General features: G+C 70.6%; 20 protein-coding genes and 4 tRNA genes. 13 read left to right on the top strand and 11 right to left on the bottom strand.

Annotated elements, in window-relative coordinates:
* Positions 1 to 83: 83 nt before the first annotated feature.
* The 7 genes from ABZ385_RS26890 to ABZ385_RS26860 all read left to right on the top strand — a co-directional run bounded on the left by ABZ385_RS26890 (position 84) and on the right by ABZ385_RS26860 (position 3,942).
* A complete protein-coding gene (locus ABZ385_RS26890) occupies positions 84 to 254 on the top strand; it encodes a hypothetical protein (RefSeq protein WP_358913578.1) in 171 nt (56 codons plus the stop codon).
* 116 nt (positions 255 to 370) lie between these two features.
* Complete coding sequence (locus tag ABZ385_RS26885) at positions 371 to 1,099, top strand: DUF6879 family protein (protein WP_358585475.1); 729 nt, start codon at positions 371 to 373, stop codon at positions 1,097 to 1,099.
* Positions 1,100 to 1,115: 16 nt separating this feature from the next.
* The gene (locus ABZ385_RS26880) at positions 1,116 to 1,952 is read left to right on the top strand and encodes a helix-turn-helix transcriptional regulator (protein WP_358913577.1); all 837 of its coding nucleotides are present in this window, start codon (positions 1,116 to 1,118) and stop codon (positions 1,950 to 1,952) included.
* Between the two features lie 87 nt (positions 1,953 to 2,039).
* Complete coding sequence (locus tag ABZ385_RS26875) at positions 2,040 to 2,501, top strand: hypothetical protein (protein ID WP_358585472.1); 462 nt, start codon at positions 2,040 to 2,042, stop codon at positions 2,499 to 2,501.
* Complete coding sequence (locus ABZ385_RS26870; protein WP_358913576.1) at positions 2,498 to 2,980, top strand: hypothetical protein; 483 nt, start codon at positions 2,498 to 2,500, stop codon at positions 2,978 to 2,980. Before ABZ385_RS26875 ends, ABZ385_RS26870 begins: the two co-directional genes overlap by 4 nt.
* Before the next feature lie 340 nt (positions 2,981 to 3,320).
* Positions 3,321 to 3,791 carry a hypothetical protein gene (locus ABZ385_RS26865; protein ID WP_358913586.1) on the top strand — a complete coding sequence of 157 codons (471 nt, stop codon included), beginning with the start codon at positions 3,321 to 3,323 and terminating at the stop codon, positions 3,789 to 3,791.
* Between the two features lie 22 nt (positions 3,792 to 3,813).
* Positions 3,814 to 3,942 carry a hypothetical protein gene (locus tag ABZ385_RS26860; RefSeq protein ID WP_358585466.1) on the top strand — a complete coding sequence of 43 codons (129 nt, stop codon included), beginning with the start codon at positions 3,814 to 3,816 and terminating at the stop codon, positions 3,940 to 3,942.
* Between the two features lie 312 nt (positions 3,943 to 4,254).
* Here the strand turns inward: ABZ385_RS26860 and ABZ385_RS26855 are convergent, their stop codons facing one another.
* From ABZ385_RS26855 to ABZ385_RS26845, 3 genes are all read right to left on the bottom strand, one after another.
* Positions 4,255 to 4,680: a hypothetical protein gene (locus ABZ385_RS26855; RefSeq protein WP_358913575.1), complete on the bottom strand. Its 426-nt coding sequence runs from the start codon at positions 4,678 to 4,680 to the stop codon at positions 4,255 to 4,257.
* Between the two features lie 419 nt (positions 4,681 to 5,099).
* Entirely contained in the window at positions 5,100 to 5,420 is a 321-nt protein-coding gene (locus ABZ385_RS26850; protein WP_358585463.1) for a 4a-hydroxytetrahydrobiopterin dehydratase, read from the bottom strand.
* A gap of 5 nt (positions 5,421 to 5,425) precedes the next feature.
* Complete coding sequence (locus ABZ385_RS26845) at positions 5,426 to 6,670, bottom strand: Twin-arginine translocation pathway signal (RefSeq protein WP_358913574.1); 1,245 nt, start codon at positions 6,668 to 6,670, stop codon at positions 5,426 to 5,428.
* A gap of 211 nt (positions 6,671 to 6,881) precedes the next feature.
* Here ABZ385_RS26845 and ABZ385_RS26840 point away from each other — a divergent pair, with 211 nt between their 5' ends.
* Together ABZ385_RS26840 and ABZ385_RS26835 are read left to right on the top strand one after the other, a co-directional pair.
* Positions 6,882 to 7,121 (top strand): hypothetical protein, encoded by a 240-nt coding sequence (locus tag ABZ385_RS26840; RefSeq protein WP_358913573.1) that lies wholly within the window; start codon positions 6,882 to 6,884, stop codon positions 7,119 to 7,121.
* Positions 7,118 to 7,282 carry a hypothetical protein gene (locus ABZ385_RS26835; RefSeq protein WP_358913572.1) on the top strand — a complete coding sequence of 55 codons (165 nt, stop codon included), beginning with the start codon at positions 7,118 to 7,120 and terminating at the stop codon, positions 7,280 to 7,282. The genes ABZ385_RS26840 and ABZ385_RS26835 overlap by 4 nt, the downstream gene beginning before the upstream one ends.
* A 538-nt stretch (positions 7,283 to 7,820) precedes the next feature.
* On the opposite strand, the gene ABZ385_RS26830 is transcribed toward ABZ385_RS26835, so the two are convergent.
* The 4 genes from ABZ385_RS26830 to ABZ385_RS26815 form a co-directional block, all read right to left on the bottom strand.
* Positions 7,821 to 7,893, bottom strand: a tRNA-Lys gene (locus tag ABZ385_RS26830).
* A 173-nt stretch (positions 7,894 to 8,066) separates the two neighbouring features.
* Complete coding sequence (locus ABZ385_RS26825) at positions 8,067 to 10,436, bottom strand: DEAD/DEAH box helicase (protein WP_358913571.1); 2,370 nt, start codon at positions 10,434 to 10,436, stop codon at positions 8,067 to 8,069.
* A 261-nt stretch (positions 10,437 to 10,697) separates the two neighbouring features.
* The gene (locus ABZ385_RS26820) at positions 10,698 to 11,198 is read right to left on the bottom strand and encodes a hypothetical protein (RefSeq protein WP_358585453.1); all 501 of its coding nucleotides are present in this window, start codon (positions 11,196 to 11,198) and stop codon (positions 10,698 to 10,700) included.
* 280 nt (positions 11,199 to 11,478) lie between these two features.
* On the bottom strand, positions 11,479 to 11,829 hold the full coding sequence (locus ABZ385_RS26815) for a metallopeptidase family protein (RefSeq protein ID WP_358585451.1): 351 nt from the start codon (positions 11,827 to 11,829) through the stop codon (positions 11,479 to 11,481).
* A 71-nt stretch (positions 11,830 to 11,900) separates the two neighbouring features.
* Here ABZ385_RS26815 and ABZ385_RS26810 point away from each other — a divergent pair, with 71 nt between their 5' ends.
* The 4 genes from ABZ385_RS26810 (at position 11,901) to ABZ385_RS26795 (ending at position 13,833) form a co-directional block, all read left to right on the top strand.
* Positions 11,901 to 13,469: a metallophosphoesterase gene (locus ABZ385_RS26810; RefSeq protein ID WP_358913570.1), complete on the top strand. Its 1,569-nt coding sequence runs from the start codon at positions 11,901 to 11,903 to the stop codon at positions 13,467 to 13,469.
* Between the two features lie 79 nt (positions 13,470 to 13,548).
* Positions 13,549 to 13,621, top strand: a tRNA-Glu gene (locus tag ABZ385_RS26805).
* A 39-nt stretch (positions 13,622 to 13,660) separates the two neighbouring features.
* Positions 13,661 to 13,735: transfer RNA gene (locus ABZ385_RS26800), tRNA-Asp, on the top strand.
* 24 nt (positions 13,736 to 13,759) lie between these two features.
* A tRNA-Phe gene (locus ABZ385_RS26795) sits at positions 13,760 to 13,833 on the top strand.
* 52 nt (positions 13,834 to 13,885) lie between these two features.
* Here ABZ385_RS26795 and ABZ385_RS26790 read toward each other — a convergent pair.
* Genes ABZ385_RS26790 through ABZ385_RS26775 form a run of 4 tightly spaced genes read right to left on the bottom strand, consistent with a single transcriptional unit; the run spans position 13,886 to position 17,070 of the window.
* Positions 13,886 to 14,980 (bottom strand): ABC transporter permease, encoded by a 1,095-nt coding sequence (locus ABZ385_RS26790; protein ID WP_358913569.1) that lies wholly within the window; start codon positions 14,978 to 14,980, stop codon positions 13,886 to 13,888.
* 33 nt (positions 14,981 to 15,013) lie between these two features.
* A complete protein-coding gene (locus tag ABZ385_RS26785; protein ID WP_358913568.1) occupies positions 15,014 to 15,874 on the bottom strand; it encodes a cytochrome c biogenesis CcdA family protein in 861 nt (286 codons plus the stop codon).
* Complete coding sequence (locus ABZ385_RS26780; RefSeq protein WP_358585444.1) at positions 15,871 to 16,629, bottom strand: DsbA family protein; 759 nt, start codon at positions 16,627 to 16,629, stop codon at positions 15,871 to 15,873. The genes ABZ385_RS26785 and ABZ385_RS26780 overlap by 4 nt, the downstream gene beginning before the upstream one ends.
* A gap of 54 nt (positions 16,630 to 16,683) precedes the next feature.
* Positions 16,684 to 17,070, bottom strand: a complete 387-nt coding sequence (locus ABZ385_RS26775; protein ID WP_358585442.1) for a hypothetical protein — start codon at positions 17,068 to 17,070, stop codon at positions 16,684 to 16,686.
* Between the last annotated feature and the right edge of the window lie 12 nt (positions 17,071 to 17,082).

The following is a 17,082-nucleotide window of genomic DNA, read 5'->3' as shown; positions in this document are numbered from 1 at the left end:
CGACGCGCGCCCAGGCGCAGGCCGCCGCCGAACCCGCGCAGCGACAGGCCGACCTCGCCTCGTTCCGGGAGATCCGGGACGAGATGAAGGCGAAGATCGAGAAGCAGAATCAGCGGATCGGCCAGCTCGGCAGCTTGGTCTTCGCCTACTCCTGGACCGTCGACCGGCTCATCCACCGCATGCGCGCCGCAGACATCACCCCCGACCCGCGCGACATCCATGACCAGGTCCGCGAGCACATGGACACCAGATGAACAGGTCCCCTTCCGCCTTCGGGCTGAAGGGGACTTTTCGTCGTTCTGCGGCCCTCTTGCACCGGCCTACTACGGGCCTACCGTTCGTGTGACCACCCACTAGGAGGGGAATGTCCATGACGCGTCACCTGTGGAAAGTCGGCACGAACAGCGGCAACAACGGATGCCCCACGCTGTACGAGATCCCCGGCACGGATCGCTACGTCGTCCAAGGCGACCGTGTGACCGACCCCGGCGAGCTGGAGCAGCTCCACAACCTGACGCTCGACGAGGGCGCCGTCACCGTGCCCCGCGAGTTGCTCGCCAACTTCGGTCCCAAGGAGCCCGTGCACGTGCCCCAGTTCATCAGCTTCACCGAGTTCGACGGCATGTTCACCAGTCTCAAGTACTCAGCTTGGAGGCTGGAGACCCGACGCCGGTATGCCTTCGACGAGCAGCAGGAGACATACGCACAGTTCCTTGCTGAGGGCCGCGTCGACTGGGATCTCAACGACCCTTGGTGCGCTGAGCGCCGCGAACAGACAGCCCTCGGCAAGCGGTTCGAACGAGTTCGCATTCTCGACGAGCCGCCTACAGTCGGACAGCGGTACCTCCTCGACAACGCCCGCCGGAATGCGGCCGTCGGTGAAGACATCCGTGTCCTCGCCCGGAGCAAGGCCGAGGAGCTCGGCCTGCCGCGAGAAGACTTCTGGTTCTTCGACTCACGAGTGGTCGCCCTGCTCCACCACGATGAGGCGGACGTGATGACGGGCGTCGAACTGATCACGAACCCGGTCGAGGTCCTCCGATACGCACAGGCCCGCGAGGCCGCATGGCACCACGCCGTCCCGTTCGACCAGGTGTAGCGGGTACGTTCATCATGTGAGCACCGACTTCCAGCAAGGGCGGACGGCCCTCGGCGCGCGGCTCCGCGAGCTGCGCGCCGGTGTGTCCCAACGGGTACTCGCAGAGCGGCTTGGCTGGCCTCAGTCGAAAGTCAGCAAGATCGAAGGTGGCCGCCAGACGCCGACGAAGGAAGATCTGGCTGAGTGGGCTCGGGCGATTGAGCAGCCAGATGTGGCCGATGAACTGGCGGCACGCCTTCAGGGAATCGAGTCCCACGTCCGGTCGTGGCACCGCCAACTGCGCGCAGGGCACGGGCCCGTCCAAGACGCGCTCACCGTGGAGTACGAGCGATCCACGGTGCTCCGCGCGTGGGAAGGCGCCATGGTCGTCGGCATGCTCCAGACACCGGACTACGCCCGGCATGTGTTCTCTCGATACGCCGAACTGCACCGCTCGCCGAAGGACAGCGAGGACGCCGTCCGTGCCCGCGTGAAGCGACAGGAGATGCTCTACCGACCCGGCAGGGTCTTCCACATCGTTATGTGGGAAGCGGCTCTGCACGCTGGAGTCGCGCCGCCCCACGTGCTCGCCGCCCAACTTGACCGTCTCATCGGAGCGGTTGGCCTCGATACCGTCAAGCTCGGTATCGTCCCGCTCGGCGCCGGCGTGGCGGTACCGCCAGCAAACGGGTTCTGGCTCTACGACGACCGCCTCGCCATCGTTGAAGACTGGCATGCTGAGCTGTGGCTCGACGACGTGCCGAGCGTGAGCCTGTACCGACGCGTCTGGAACTCGCTTCACCACTCTGCGGTGTACGGCTCGCACGCCCACCGGTTGATTGCCCGAGCCCGAGCCCACCTCGACATGGCGTAAGAATTCCCGGGAATACCGTTCCTTCCTGCGCGAATATCCGAGAATCAACTGCCCGTCTGATTCGCAGAACTTCCTAACGTCCTGGGCATGGCCGCAACGACGCACTCGACGCCACGAGACCCCGGAGACACCTGGCTCGCCGAGAGCGCCGCATGCTCGGAGTTGGCCTACGCCGTCTGGGACTCTCGCGGCCTCGTGCTGATCCACTGCACGCAGTGGCTCGCCGCCGAGGTGCAGTTGCAGACCGCCATGCAGGCCGTGCAACGCATCCCCCCGTCCGAACAGGGTCCTCTCCTGGTGGACGTCAGGATGGACAAAGCCTGGTGGCTCATGCCCCTCGACGCCCGTGAACAGCTCGCAGACGTCCCGCAAATCCTGGTCCTGCCGCTCGGCTGGCCGCTGCGCTGCCCGTCCACACAGCGCGCCGTCGGTAGCCGCGTCTGGCTGGAGGCCCCCGACGGCACTGGGCGGCTCATGTATCCCGTCTACCTCGCCGCTGCCCTCGACCCCGGCGGCGGCCCCCGACTCCCCGCGGAGGCGTTCGGATGACCACTTCAACAGACGTTCCGATCGAAGATTGGCTCGCACACGCAGGCCGCCCCGAGCAGGCCCGGCGGGAATGGGCGGACACCGGCGTGGCCTTGCTGCCGCTCGGCCAGCGGTTCGAGGCCGCCCGCCTGCCCGCGCGGCTCGTCCTCGCGGCGGTGGACACGTACGATCCGCTGGAGATCACCGAACGCCTCACCCGGTTCCTCAACGGCCCCGCCTTCTTCGACGGTCGGGCGATGGGCGGCACCTTCTACGCCCTGATGCAGCCCCACCGCGCGGGCCAGGTCTGGAAGTACCAGGACGTCGCCCCACGCCTCGGCGCGAACACCTATCTCGGCGTACCGAGGATGGAGCGCGTGAAGCCGCCCGGCACGCACTGGGTGGCGCCCCCGCGGTTCCCGGGCGACCTGTGCGAACCCGCCACCGTCGAGGCCCTGATCGGCTTCGGGCTCAGCATCACCCAGGAGGCAGAACTGTGAGCGCCCGGGCCAGGGTCCCGGAGTTGGGCCCGGTGGAGATCGGCCAGGCGGTGGTCAAGCACACATACGACTGCCCCACGTGCAAGTCCATCGATCGCATCTGCGCGAAGGGTCGCCGCCTGCGCCGAACCCTGAAAGCCGGCGGCGAGCCCGCCATGCGACGCGTGAACGGCGGCCCGGGATGAGCGAGGGCACACGGTTCTGCTGGGCAGGCTCCCGCCCGAGCCGGGTTGACCAGGCAAGGCGCCCCGGCCCGGGCGGGTCATCCGCATCCGCACGAAGCGAAGGAGATCCCGTGCCCCTGCCTCCGTACCCCATGGGCCCACCCGCCAAGTTGGCCATGCCCGCGCTCGCGCGCATGCTCATCACCGACGACCAGCTCGCCGGTGTCCGCGCCACCGTCATGGACGCCACCCCCGCCCTGGACAAGGAGTTGGCCAACCGCATCGTCGACGAGGGCCTCAAGTTCGTGGCCGCCTGCGCGACCAACCCGGACACCGGTCTGGCTCCGTCGCGGATGGTGGACGAGGGCTGGCACGCCCTGATCCTGCACACCGCCCTGTACGCCGAGCTGTGCGAGCGGCTCGGCGGTCAGTTCGTCCACCACTACCCGGGCTACGACCCCACCCACTACGACCCGCCGATCCTCGACCGGACCCGCGAGACCATCGCGGCACTCGGCTGGGAAGCGGACCCGGAGCTGTGGGGACCGCCGTCCGACGAGACCCTCGTCTCCGTGGCGGCGAAGTGCCAGCACGCCCCGGAGTGCACCATCGTCATCACGCCCAAGCCCAAGCCCGGCCTCACGTAGCCTGCCCGTGAAGGGAGGCACCGTGTCTGAGTGGATCGACCCGCGGTACGCGGATCTGGTGTCGGCGTGGAAGCGCTCACAACAGCCCGCCTCGCGTGACCCGAAGGAGCAGCGGCCTGTCCGGGGGTTCGTGACCCCGCCCAAGCCCTGACCGTTCACCGACTGCAGCCTCGGATCAACGCTCCACGTCGTCGTTTCGGGGCTGCTCTCTGTGCTCACCTTGGCGAGCAAACAGCCTCCAGGGCCCCGAACATGCCGAAAGCCCAGCCTGAGGAGTCTCTGAGCTGGGCTTTCTCTGTGGACCGTGTGGGACTCGAACCCACAACCACTGGATTAAAAGTCTGTAGACCGCCCATCGTGTCCCGTTGGGTCTCGTCGGTCCTCATCCGGGACCTTCGGTTGCGCGCTGGCTGAGCAGAAAGGCCCCGCCGCCTGCAGTGACGAGGCCAGTTCATGGGTCCGCTCAATCCTCCGTCGAAGCCCTGGCCGGCGGCACGGCGGCCGCTGCCGCTTCTGTCAGCTCATCCTCATACTCCTCGAACAGCTCCATGTATGTGTCAGACGTCAAGGTGATCGTCGAGTGCCGCAGCTTCACCTTCGCATCGTGCGGGTCGCCACCGCCGCCGGCCTTCACCAGGGCGGCCGCCCCGTGGCGCAGATCGCGGAGGTTGCTGGGAGGCAGGTCGGCCTGCTCATACAACCTCTGGAACTCCTTGCTCAGCACGTCCGGATGCAGCCAACTGCCGTCCTCTGCAGTAAGGATCTTGCCGGTTTCGACCCAGTCGTGCGCTTCCTCGCCCTCGGCGCACTGCTGCGACGCCCGCGCGTTCCACGCATCCCGCTCCCGGTGCTCGCGCAGCACTCGCAAGGTGCCGGTGTCCAGCTTCACGACACCGGCAGACCCCTCCGTCTTGGGCTCGGTCTCGATCGGGGTCCAGCCGTCAACGGCGATTTTCCTGCTCTTCGCCGCGCGAGCGACGCGGGCAGCGGCCCGGACCACGGCGGAGGCGACGACGCGCGCCCAGGCGCAGGCCGCCGCCGAACCCGCGCAGCGGCAGGCCGACCTCGCCTCGTTCCGGGAGATCCGGGACGAGATGAAGGCGAAGATCGAGAAGCAGGATCGGCGGATCGACCAGCTCGGCAGTCTGGTCCTCGCCTACTCCTGGACCGTCGACCGGCTCATCCACCGCATGCGCGCCGCAGACATCCCCCCGACCCGCGCGACACCCACGACCAGGTCCGCGAGCACATGCACACCAGATGAACAGGCCCCCTTCGGGCGGAAGGGGGCCTTCGTCATGCCGGAAATCAGTCAACGAGGGGCTCTGCCCCGTGTGCCTGGGCGATTTCGTCGATTCGCTTTGCGAGTTCGAAGTCCGCAGCGGTCAGCTTGTGCCCGGCGTCATGAGTGGTGATGCCGAAGCGAACGTTGTCCCACCGAAGATCGATGTCCGCATGGTGACCGATGAGGCGCTCCACATCGGCGACGTGCACGATCAACGCCACCCCGCCGTGGTAGCGGATCCCGTAAGAACGGGTGATTTCGTCACCGTCGCGGCGCCACCCCGGAATTTCCCGAAGGGCCGCTTCGATCTCCTGCTCACTCAGCGGCACCGGTCCCTCTGCCACGCTCTTTAGCTCCCCTCGATGACGGGCTCCAGAACCTCGGCGAGGTCCCTGCCGACCGGGGCATCCTGCCACGGCCGCATAACCCGCTGAAGAGTGCACAACTCACGCCGCATACGCGCGGACCGGGTCTCGACCGCGATGTCCGCTACCGTGCGCGCAATCTCTACGGCCTGATCTGGCTCACCCGCTTCGGCCGCCGCTGTGGCGTGCCTTGCCATGTAGACGCCCCGGTCCCTCCGTGCCGTTCCGGGCACGCCCGCGAGAACCTGCCCCCACAGGTCCCCGGCTTCAGTTCCGAGGCCGAGACGGCCGTAACAGGTGGCGCGTTGCACCTCCAGGTAGCCGGGGGTGCGACGGCAGGCGTTCCCCCAGGGCAGGTCGTCGTCCACGCGGGCGAGCAGACCGTCGGCTTGGTCGATGAGCCGGTCCACGGCTGGGCGGTCCCCCGTCAGACTCGCCCCGTGCGCTTGCTGCTGCAGGGCCATGATGCGAACCTTCGGGACCAGGCGCCTGGAATCCTCCAGGGCCGCCTCGCACAGATCGATGACCGCGCCTCCGTCGCCCAGGTCCGTGCGTACTTGCGCCTGGTTGACGAGGGAGTATCCGACCAGGTGCGGGTCGCGCGACCGCATCGCGATCTCCTGCGTGATCCCCCGCCAGAAGCTCGCGCCTTGCATGTCCCCGGCGTCCTGGTAGAGCCATCCAACGAGCGCCGAGTACGCGGCCCCGATGCGCAGCAGTCCGCGCCTCGTCTCACCCTTCGCCGAGCGGACCAGCTTGTCGATCAGCTGGTACTGGGCGGAGACGGTGCCCATCAGATCGTGCGGGCCCAACAGCATGTCCGCTCGGTAGTGCCCCTCCAACTGATCCTGGAAATAGGTGATCAGGGCGGGGTCTACGTGTTGAGGTGCCACAGGGGCGGCCACGAGCGCGGCAGCGGTGACGGAACCGAGTGCGCGGCGGTTCACCTGGTCCTCTTCGTGATGCTCGGGCCGGATCCACCCCGCAGGCGTGGTGAATCCGAGGTCTTCCGGCCAGCGGCCGAGGGCGTCGTGCAGAACAAGGGCGGTTTCTTCTGGGGGCCAGCCAGGGCGTGCCCCCTCCCACCGCCGCCAGGTGCGTGCGGACACCGTGAACTGCCGATCGCCGAGCAACTGCTGTCCGTGGGCGGTGATGCGGTCCGCGGCCTGCTCGATGGTGCGCCACCCGACGCGAAAACGGGCAGCCCTAAGCGCGTCGTTGCGGCTCATGGGGACAGTCTGAGGTGCCATCGCGGATCTCTCCGGTCATGGCCGCTACATGGCCACGGGTGGCCACGGAACGGCCTAGTTGCCGTTCTACGTGCGCAAGCATCATCCTGCTGTGACCACAAGACGTACATCGAACGCAGCCGATGTCACCTACTTTCCCCTGCCCGATCCGGCCGAGCTCGCCGAGGATTAGGTGTGCGGTCGGCGCTGCGTGTGGTGCGCAACCTCCCTCAACACCGCCATCGCCATCGACCTCGGGGAGCGTCGCGAGGTGAGCGCGCACGGCAGCATCAGCAGCTGGTTCCCCCGCTGCTGCCGCTCGTGCGGCTTCAAGCACGTCTACCGGGTGCTCCTCGATCACACCCAGTCCTGTGAGCAGTGCGCCGACGACCTCACCCGCTGCCCCGTCGGCAAGGCCCTGCGCCGGGCCATGAGGATGGTGCGGCGATGAACGAGGGCGTCCGGTACTGCTGGCGCTGCGACGCGCCGATCACCAAGGAACGGCCCGGCACGTCCATGCCGAAGGAGTCCGGCTCGGCCGGCGGCACCGTCGTCTGGTGGCACATCAAATGCCCTCAGCCGCCCACCTTCGTGCGGCGCACGACCTGGTAGACCCCCGCCGTCGCGCTCTGACTGACCGCGCGACCGCCGGGAGGGGCGGCCCGCACCCGACGGCACTCGGGGGGGCACGGGCCGCCCCGTCACCCTCACACCCAACAGAGCAGAAAGGCCACCATGCCCAACCCCCACCCCTCGCAGGACGATCCGGCGGTGCCGCCCCCGGTGCCCCTCCCGTGCGGGCCGTGCCTGCACCAGCTCATCACCACCGACGTGACCGCCCCCCACCCCTGTGCTGAGGGCACCGCCCTCGGCCTCCACGGCGGGCTCCTCTACCCCCTCCCGAAGGGACCTGGCCCCTGTCGGTGCCAGCAGCAGGAGGAAAGCCCAGCGGCGAAGGCGGGACGGGCAGCAGCCCACCGCGTCCTCCGCCGCGACACCCCGTAGCCCCCCCGGCTCGTCCCTATGGGCGCCGCTCGCACTACCCGGCAGCGCGACCGCTCGCGCGAGCAGCGGGCGAGCAAACGGCCTCCAGGGCCCCCGAACATGCCGAAAGCCCAGCCAGAGGCGTCTCTGAGCTGGGCTTTCTCTGTAGACCGTGTGGGACTCGAACCCACAACCAATGGATTAAAAGTCCACTGCTCTGCCAATTGAGCTAACGGTCCTCGTCGGTGCTCCCCCGAGCATAGCGGGAGCCGCCGCGCGTTCCGATCGGGTATCGCCTCCCCGGAGCGTTTCCGTCCCGGCGGGCGGCCCTGCGCGACGCCGTCGACGTCATGCGGAAGGGCCCGCACGACGCGGGTACGTCGTGCGGGCCCTTCCGTTCGATCAGGCGCGGTCAGCTGTTGCGCTTCCAGCGCGGCTTGTCGTCGCGGCGGCCGAAGGAACCGGTGCTGGTGCCGGAGCGGTCGCGGTTGAACGCCGGGCGCTCGTGGCCGCCCGAGCGGAAGCCGCCCGAGGGACGGTCGTCGCGACGGTCGCGGTTGAACGGACGGTCGCTGCCACGGTGGCCGCCGGCCGGGCGCTCGTCACGGCGGAAGCCGCCACGGTCGCCGCCCGAGGGACGCTCGTCACGACGGTCGCGGTTGAAGCCGCCACCGCGGTTGTCGTCACGGCGGAAGCCACCGCCACGGTTGTCGTCACGACGGTCGCGGTTGAAGCCACCGCCACGGCTGTCGTCACGGCGCTCGAAGGAACGGCCGCCACGGTCGCCGCCCGAGGGACGCTCGTCACGGCGGTCGCGGTTGAAGCCGCCACCGCGGTTGTCGTCACGGCGGAAGCCACCGCCACGGTTGTCGTCACGACGGTCGCGGTTGAAGCCACCGCCACGGCTGTCGTCACGGCGCTCGAAGGAACGGCCGCCACGGTCGCCACCGCGGTCGTCACGGTTGAAGCCACCGCGGTCACCGCCACGGTCGCCCCGGCGGTCCCGCTCGTAGTTGCCGCGCTCGTCGCGCTGCGGACGGCGGTTCTCGTACGAGGAGGAGCGCTCCTCGCGGGCCGGGCGCTCGACGCGCTCGGCGGTGGGCTGCTCGGGGACCGACGCGACGGCGGCCTCGACGACGGCCTCCGCGGCGGCGGCCGCCTCGGCGACCGCGACCTCCGGGTCCTCGCCGCGCTCGCGGGCGGCACGCGCGGTGAGGCGGTCGGCCTCCTCGCGCAGCTCGGCGGCGCGGCGGGTGGCGCGCTCCAGCTCCTTGGTCAGCTCCTTGACCTCGCGCTCGGCCTGGGTCGCCGCGTTGCCCGCGGAGTCGGCCTGCACCTCGGTCATGGAACGGGCGCCGGTGATCTCGGCGACCTCCGGGTCGAAGGTGCCGCCGCCGTTGATGATGTGGCGCGTGGCGTCGACGCCCGCGTCCTCCATCAGGCGGAAGATCTGGCGGCGCTGGTGCGGCAGGGAGAGGGAGACGACCGTGCCGCTGCGGCCGGCGCGGGCCGTGCGGCCCGAGCGGTGCAGGTAGTCCTTGTGGTCGCCGGCCGGGTCCACGTTCAGGACCAGGTCGATGCCGTCCACGTGGATGCCGCGCGCGGCGACGTCGGTGGCGACGAGGGCGTTGACGTAGCCCTTCTTGAAGTCCTCGAGGACGCGGGTGCGGGCACCCTGCGTCATGCCGCCGTGCAGCGCGTCGGCCTTCACACCGGAGTCGCAGAGCTGCTCGGCGATGCGGTCGGCGCCCAGCTGGGTGCGGACGAAGATGATCGTGCGGCCCTTGCGCGCGGCGATGGCGGCCGTGACGGGCGCCTTGTCGCGGGGCTTCACGATGAGGATGTGGTGCGTCATGGTCGTGACGTTGCCCTGGGCGCTGTCGACCTCGTGCGTCACCGGGTTGGTCAGGTAGCGCTTGACCAGCGTGGAGATCTCGTTCTCCATCGTGGCCGAGAACAGCATGCGCTGGCCGCCGGACGGGACCTGGTCGAGCAGCTCGGTGACCTCGGGCAGGAAGCCCAGGTCGGACATCTGGTCGGCCTCGTCGAGCACCGCGATCTGGGTGTTCTCCAGGGAGCAGGCGCCACGGCTGATGATGTCGCGCAGTCGGCCCGGCGTGGCGACGAGGATGTCGACACCGCGCTCCAGGGCGTAGATCTGGTTGCCCATGGACGTACCGCCGCAGACGACCTTCATCTTCAGGCCGAGGACGTCGCCGTAGGGCTGGAGGGCGTCCGCGACCTGCATCGCGAGCTCGCGGGTCGGGGTGAGGATGACGCCGCGGGGCTTCTTCTTCTCGGTGCGGCCGCCCTCGGCGAGGGTCGCCAGCATCGGCAGGCCGAAGGAGAGGGTCTTGCCGGAGCCGGTGCGGCCGCGGCCGAGGATGTCCTTGCCGGCCAGGGCGTCCGGGATGGTCGCGGCCTGGATCGGGAAGGGCGTGGTCACACCGTTCTGCGCGAGCTTGCGGACGATGCCCTCGGGCAGACCGAGGTCCGAGAAGGTCATCTCGGGCTCGGCGTCGGCGGCGGCCTCGGGGGCGGCGTCCGCGTCGGCGGCGGCCTCGGCGACGTCCTCGGAACCGGCGATCGCGACGACCTCGGCGACCTCGGTGATCTCAGGGACCTCGGTGATCTCCGGGGCCTCGGTGGCCTCAAGGGCCTGCGCCGGCGCCTCTACGACCGCGGCCGGGGCGTCGACGGTCTCGACGCCGCCGACGACCTCAGCGGTCTCGGCGATCTCGTTCTCGGGCAGGACGATGTGGTCAGAACTGAAAATGGACATGCGAAATGCGAAACCTTCCGGAGTCTCGGCACGCGCCCGTCAACTCCGTGATTTCGCAATGGACCGCCTCGATGCGGTCAGCCACGGCAAGGGAGAGTACGCGCCACGCGGCGCTCTTCTGTGTCGGCGCCGGGCAATTGGTATCAAACGATCTACTACCATACGCACCCCCTGGCCCATATGGCAAACCGCCCCCGCCTCACCCCCTCCCACCTGGGCATACGCACTTCTCGTCGCCGCCCATGAGCATGCGCACGACAGCTATAGCGGGCCCGCCTCGGGTGACGGCTCGCGCTCGGCGATCAGCGCGTTCCGCCGCTCCAGCTGAGCGCCCTGGCCGCCCTCGTGCGCCGAGGAGGAGGGCTCCGGAGTGGTGGGTTCCGGGGTCGGCGTGGGCGTGGGCTTCGGCGGCTCCGGCTCCTCGCTCGACCGCGTCGGGGTCGGCTTCGGCCGCGTCGTCGCGGGCCTGCCGGGACCGCCCGGCTTCGGCGGCATCGCGGTGGCCGTGGCGGCGACGGTCTCCAGGGGCCTTCCGCCGCCCAGGGCCGGACCGTCGCCCGCCGAAGCCCCGCCGCTCTTGCCGCCCTTGCCCTTGCCCTTGCGTTTGCCCTTGGCCTTCCCCTTGTCCCGGCCCTGCCCGCGCTCGCCTCCCGACGCGGCGTCGTCCCCGGCCGCCGGTTTGCCGTCGGAGGCGGCCGCCCCGCCGTGTTCGCCGGCCGAGTGCCCGGGCCGCGGCGCGTTCCCGTCGTCCCCGATGCTCATGCACCCCGCGCTCGCCGCGACGGCCACAGCGACCGCGGCCCAACGCACGGAAACGTACAAATGACGCACGGCCGAGCACCTCCTGAGGCGCCGAGAATCAAGACGCCCTGCCCAACTCCCGTGGCCCACGAGAAGACACGGACGTCATGCCCACGTCGCATCCCGGAAGTCGGCCCGCCCCCAGAGCCCCACACCCCGGACAGGCGCCCCGCACCGATGACCCCACCCTCCGGAAAAGCGCCCCGCGCCCCCGCCCCGCACCCCTGAACGGCCGCCCCCCTCACCCGTACCCGAGCGCATGCAGCCGCGCGTCGTCGATCCCGAAGTGGTGCGCCACCTCGTGCACCACCGTGATCTCCGTCTCGGCGACCACGTCCTCCCGCGACTCGCACATCCGGAGCGTGGGCCCCCGGTAGATGGTGATGCGGTCCGGCAGGACACCCGCGTACCACTCGCCGCGGTCGGTCAGCGGCGTGCCCTCGTACAGCCCGAGCAGCTCGGGATCGTCGGAGGGCGGCTCGTCCTCGACAAAGACGGCCACGTTGTCCATCAGCCGCGTCAACTCCGGCGGAATCCGGTCGAGAGCCTCGCCGACCAGTTCCTCGAACTCCTCGCGCGTCATCTCCAGCACACCCCCATTGTCGGCCACGCCCCCGCCCCCGTCCCGGCATACCCCGCGCCCGCCCTGGGCATACGGGACCAATGGCACGCGCCTTCACGGTCGTTCCCCGAGGGCTGCGACGGGCGGCCGCCGCCCGCGTGGGCCGCCGCCGCACCCGGGCGATCGGCGAACCGACCCGCCCCTGCGCCCGCGCCCTCGGCCTCGTCACGGTCGTGCTCGTCGGCGCCTGGCTCGGCCTGCTGATCGTCGGCAGCGTGCGCGCGCCGGTGGGCCCCATGGACACCCGCATGACGCTCCGCCCGTCCCTGACCGGCGGCACGAAGATCAACGTCTCGCCGCTGGGCGCCCTGGAGCTGCACTCCCACACCGCGCCCATCCGTCTCGACGTCGACGTGGACCGCCTCGACCCGGTCCGCTCCCAGGCCCTGGTCGACCACCCCGAGCGGCTCGCCGGGCTCCAGGACGAGGTCGCGCGCGACGTCGGCCACGGCACGCTCGACCTCGCCGTGCGCTCCTGCGTGGCCGTCGTCTCCGGCGCCACCGCGCTCGGCCTCGCCGTCTACCGCCGCCCGCGCCGCGCGCTCGCGGCGGGCGGCCTGGCGCTCGCCCTGCTCGCGGCGTCGGGCACGGCCGCGTACGCCACCTGGAACCCGAAGTCGGTCCTGGAGCCCAAATTCTCCGGCCTGCTCAGCAGCGCGCCCTCCGTCGTCGGCAACGCCCGCAGCATCGTCACCGAATTCGACGTCTACCAGCAGGAGTTGGCCCGCCTGGTCACCAACGTCACCAAGCTCTACGACGTGACGTCCTCGCTGCCCGCCTACCAGCCGGACCCCACCACCATGCGGCTCCTGCACGTCTCCGACATCCATCTGAACCCGGCGAGCTGGAAGATCATCGCCTCGCTCGTCGAGCAGTACGACATCGACGTCATCGTCGATTCCGGCGACACGATGGACCACGGCACGGCGGCCGAGAACGGCTTCCTGGACCCGATCGAGGACCTGGGCGCCCCCTACGTGTGGGTGCGCGGCAACCACGACTCGTTCACCACCCAGCGCTACCTGGAACGCTTCAAGAACGTGCACGTCCTGGACGACGGCAGGGCCGAGACCGTCGCCGGTCTGCGCCTCGCCGGGATCGGCGACCCGCAGTACACGCCCGACCGTTCGGGGAAGACCGGCGGCGACACGGTCCAGCACATGGCCGGCATCCGCCTCGCGTCGGCCCTGCGCGCCGAACGGGCCGCCGGCACCCCGGTCGACGTGGCGATCGCGCACAACCCGACGGCCGCGCGCGAGACGGACGGCGAGGTTCCGCTGGCCCTCGCGGGGCACGTCCACCACCAGCTGATGGAGGTCCTGGACGGCGGCACACGGCTGCGGGTCGAGGGCTCGACGGGCGGCAGTGGACTGCGCGCGGTCGAGGGCAAGTACCCCGACCCGGTCGAGGCCTCCGTCCTGTACCTGGACCGTACGACAAGACGGCTGCAGGCCTGGGACGAGATCAAGCTGGGGGGACTCGGCCTGACGAAGGCGGAGGTCAGCCGGCATCTGCCCAAGGAGAACCAGCCCGGCGCGAGCCCCTCCCCGACGGCCCCCGCCACCTCTCCCGAACGCTCCGCCGGGGCACGCTCCCGGGCCCCCGGGTAACTGTTTTGGCGATACCTCCCCGCATCCCATATGCTTCTCACGTCCCCGACGCGCTGCAAAGCGCCCAGGTGGGCCCTTAGCCCTCATCGTCTAGTGGCCCAGGACGCCGCCCTTTCAAGGCGGTAGCACGGGTTCGAATCCCGTTGGGGGCACGCAACACCATGTGCGAGACTGGTGCTCGCACATTGCTTGGTCCTGTGGAGCAGTTTGGAGTGCTCGCCACCCTGTCAAGGTGGAGGCCGCGGGTTCAAATCCCGTCAGGACCGCTTGCGATTCCACGCGGATCGCGTGGCTGGGTAGCTCAGTTGGTACGAGCGATCGCCTGAAAAGCGATAGGTCGCCGGTTCGATCCCGGCCCCAGCCACTTCCCCGAAGGCCCCGTCCCCGGACGGGGCCTTCGGCGTTCCCGGACACCTCTACGCGGGCTTGCCCGCATGGGCCGCCCTCCCCGCCCGGCCCCCCGGATGGCGGTGCCGCCACACCCAGAACACCGCCGAGGCCACCAGCGCCCAGCCCCCGAGCACCAGGAACGGGAACGCGTGCTGGTGGCCGCCGAAGTACACCGCCGTGTGCTGCGCGTTGACCGACGCCCCCGGCGGCAGCCACTGCCCGATGTGCCCCAGCACGGACGGCAGCAGCGGCCAGGACACCGCGCCCCCGGACGACGGGTTCCCGAGCAGCACCATCAGCCCCCACGTCGGCAGCATCGCCCACCGCCCGAACAGCGTGTTGAACATGGTGAAGACCATCCCGGACGCGAACAGCGTCAGCGCCAGGATCAGCCACGACTCCACGAACGGCAGATCCACCGCCCCCAGCCACCAGTCGACGACCGCCGCGATGACGAACGCCCCGAGCAGCGCGTACAGCGCCGTGAACCCGATCCGCTCCGCCGGATTCAGCCCCCGCGCGTGCACGCTCAGCTGGATCGCCCCGACGAAGCCGATGATCACCGCCGCCAGCGAGATGTAGAAGATCGCGAGCCCCCTGGGGTCGCCCTCCTGCAACGGCTTGATGTCCTTCACCGTGACCGGGACCCCGACCTTCTCGCCCACCTTCGGCGCGGTCTCCGCGAGCACCTGCGCGACCGAGGCCCCGGACGCCCCCGACACGTCCAGGGTCACCTTGTCCTCGCCCACGTCGAGGATCGCGAAGACCTTCTGCTCCTCCACGTCCCGCCGGGCCCCGGCGACGTCGTCGTACCGCCGCACCTCCAGCGAGGCGTTCAGCGCCTTCTCCATGCCGTCGAGGAAGGCCTTGCCGCGCGCGTTGTCCGGCGCCCCGACCACCGCCGTGGGCACGTGGTGGGGCGTCGGGTTCGCCATGGAGTACGTGTACGAACCCGCGAAGAGCCCCGCCGCGGCCGCCAGGATGAAGACCAGCACGATCGCCGGCAGGAAGGGCGACTCCTTGAAGGACTCCCACCGCTCACCGCGGGTGGGGACCCGCCCGTGCGCGCCGTGGGGATGCGCGCCCTGCTGACTCTGCTCTCCCGGCTCGTGATCAGGCATACGAACACGCTAAACCACGCATACCCGCACCACTCACTCAGAAGCTGACGAAACAGACCTCCCCCGTCGCCGCCTCTCCCGTCCCCGCCACCCCCGCACCGCGCACACCGCCCCCACCAGCACCACGACCCCGATCAGCAGCGCGGCGTCCGGCACCGCCCTGCCCACGCCCCCGGCCCACCGCTCCACCGCGAACGAGTCGTCCACGTCCAGCAGACCGGGCAGCGCGGTCGTCCCGTCGTAGGCGAGGAAGAGCGCCCCGAGGCCGATGAAGAAGAGCCCGGACAGCAGCGAGGTCGTATGCAGTTCGAACCGCCCCAGCCGGAAGGCCCGGCCCCGCAGCCACGCCCGCCGTCCCAGGTCGAACCGCTCCCAGAGCAGCGCGAGGACGAAGAGCGGCACGGCCATGCCGAGGGCGTAGACCGCGAGCAGCAGCCCGCCGTACACCGGGCTCCCGCTGACCGCCGCGACCGTCAGGACGCTGCCGAGGATCGGCCCGGCGCAGAACCCGGCGAGCCCGTACACCGCGCCCAGCGCGTACACGGAGAAGGCGGTCGTCGGCCGGATGCGCCCCGACAGCTCCGCCATGCGGCGCGAGGCGAACCCCCTCCCCACCACCTGGAGCACCCCGAGCCCGACGATCAGCCACCCGGCGACGAGCACCAGCTGGTCGCGGTGGCCGAAGAAGAAACGCCCCGCGTAGGACCCGGCCGCGCCCAGCGGGACCAGGGTGGTGGCGAGACCCGCGTAGAAGATGCCGGTCCGCGCGACGAGCCGGGAGGCGGAGTCGATCGAGTACGCGAAGAAGGCGGGCAGCAGCAGTGCGCTGCACGGGCTGACCAGGGCGAGCAGCCCGCCCAGGAAGGCGGCGAAGTAGCCCACGCCGGCGGTCACCGCGAACCACCCCTGCCACGGGCCGGGCCGGCCTCCTCGGCGGCCGCCTCGATCGCCTGGGCGAAGACCTCGTCCGGCTGCGCGCCCGCGATGGGCCTGCCGTTGACCAGGAAGGACGGCGTGGAGGTGGCGCCGAGGCCGTACGCCTCCTGCTGGTCCTCGCGCACGGCCGCCTCGGCGGCGTCGCCGTCGGCGTCGCGCACGAAGCGGCCGATGTCCTCGACCCCGGCCTCCTCGGCCAGTTCCTTGAGCCGGTCGTCGCCGAAGCCCTTCTCCTTGGCCCCCTCGGCGTACGCGGCCTCGTGGAACTGCCAGAAGCGGCCCTGCCTGCCCGCCGCCCACGCGCCGCGCGCGGCCCGCTCGGAGTCCTCGCCGAAGATCGGGAAGTTGCGCCACTCGATGCGCAGGACGCCCTTGTCCACGTACTTCTTCACGAGACCCGGCTCGGTGTCGCGGGCGAACTTCCCGCAGAAGCCGCACTTGAAGTCGGCGTACTCGACCAGCACGACGGGCGCGTCCGCGCGGCCCCGGGCGAGCGGGTCCCCGGCGTCGCGGCGGGCGAGCTTCTCCAGCTCGGGGTGGACACCGGCCCGCGGCTCTGCGGACGTGCCGGACGACCCGTCCCGCGCGCCGGCCGACGCGTGCTCCGCCGGCTTGGTCGCGCTGTAGGAAGCGGCGCCGAGCAGCAGCGCGGCGAGGGCCACGCCCGCGCCGATGGCGATGTGCTTCTTTTTGTTGTTGTCGTTCTCGGGCATCAGGGAGTTCTCTCTGTTCCTGTACGTCGTTGAAGGGGCCCCGGGCGGGGGCCTCTACACGCGCAGGATCGAGAGAGCGAGGGGGGAGGGCGGCGCGAGGGGCGGCGGCCCGCGCTCCGGTCCCGGCGACGGCACCGTCTGCTCGGCGCCCCACCCACCGGACGCGGCATGGGCCTCGTGCAGGGCGGGCAGCAACTCGTACGCGGACGTGGGGCGCGGCGGGGCGGCGGGCGGCTGCCCGGTCTCCCGCCGGCTCCCCTGGCCGCAGCCGGGCACCCCGGTGGACTCCCCGGCGCGCACCGTCGCCGTCTGCTCCGCCACCGGCTTCGTCACCGGCTTCGTCGCCGGTTCCGCCGCCCGGGCGGGCCCGCAGCACACCCCGAGCACGACCAGCAGGACCCCGAGCAAGGGGCCCCACGGCGTACGCGTACCGGACAACATGCCCGGAATCGT

The organism is Streptomyces sp. NPDC005898, from assembly GCF_040629635.1.
Classification (GTDB): Bacteria; Actinomycetota; Actinomycetes; order Streptomycetales; family Streptomycetaceae; genus Streptomyces.
This window is presented reverse-complemented; position numbering and strand designations above follow the sequence as displayed.

What these genes read in the sequence shown, in the direction of transcription:
- ABZ385_RS26890 (WP_358913578.1), top strand. Translation starts at nt 84, where the DNA reads ATGAAGGCGAAGATCGAGAAGCAGAATCAGCGGATCGGCCAGCTCGGC.
- ABZ385_RS26885 (WP_358585475.1), top strand. Translation starts at nt 371, where the DNA reads ATGACGCGTCACCTGTGGAAAGTCGGCACGAACAGCGGCAACAACGGA.
- ABZ385_RS26875 (WP_358585472.1), top strand. Translation starts at nt 2,040, where the DNA reads ATGGCCGCAACGACGCACTCGACGCCACGAGACCCCGGAGACACCTGG.
- ABZ385_RS26870 (WP_358913576.1), top strand. Translation starts at nt 2,498, where the DNA reads ATGACCACTTCAACAGACGTTCCGATCGAAGATTGGCTCGCACACGCA.
- ABZ385_RS26865 (WP_358913586.1), top strand. Translation starts at nt 3,321, where the DNA reads ATGCCCGCGCTCGCGCGCATGCTCATCACCGACGACCAGCTCGCCGGT.
- ABZ385_RS26845 (WP_358913574.1), bottom strand. Translation starts at nt 6,670, where the DNA reads ATGAGCCGCAACGACGCGCTTAGGGCTGCCCGTTTTCGCGTCGGGTGG.
- ABZ385_RS26835 (WP_358913572.1), top strand. Translation starts at nt 7,118, where the DNA reads ATGAACGAGGGCGTCCGGTACTGCTGGCGCTGCGACGCGCCGATCACC.
- ABZ385_RS26825 (WP_358913571.1), bottom strand. Translation starts at nt 10,436, where the DNA reads ATGTCCATTTTCAGTTCTGACCACATCGTCCTGCCCGAGAACGAGATC.
- ABZ385_RS26820 (WP_358585453.1), bottom strand. Translation starts at nt 11,198, where the DNA reads ATGAGCATCGGGGACGACGGGAACGCGCCGCGGCCCGGGCACTCGGCC.
- ABZ385_RS26810 (WP_358913570.1), top strand. Translation starts at nt 11,901, where the DNA reads ATGGCACGCGCCTTCACGGTCGTTCCCCGAGGGCTGCGACGGGCGGCC.
- ABZ385_RS26790 (WP_358913569.1), bottom strand. Translation starts at nt 14,980, where the DNA reads ATGCCTGATCACGAGCCGGGAGAGCAGAGTCAGCAGGGCGCGCATCCC.
- ABZ385_RS26780 (WP_358585444.1), bottom strand. Translation starts at nt 16,629, where the DNA reads ATGCCCGAGAACGACAACAACAAAAAGAAGCACATCGCCATCGGCGCG.
- ABZ385_RS26775 (WP_358585442.1), bottom strand. Translation starts at nt 17,070, where the DNA reads ATGTTGTCCGGTACGCGTACGCCGTGGGGCCCCTTGCTCGGGGTCCTG.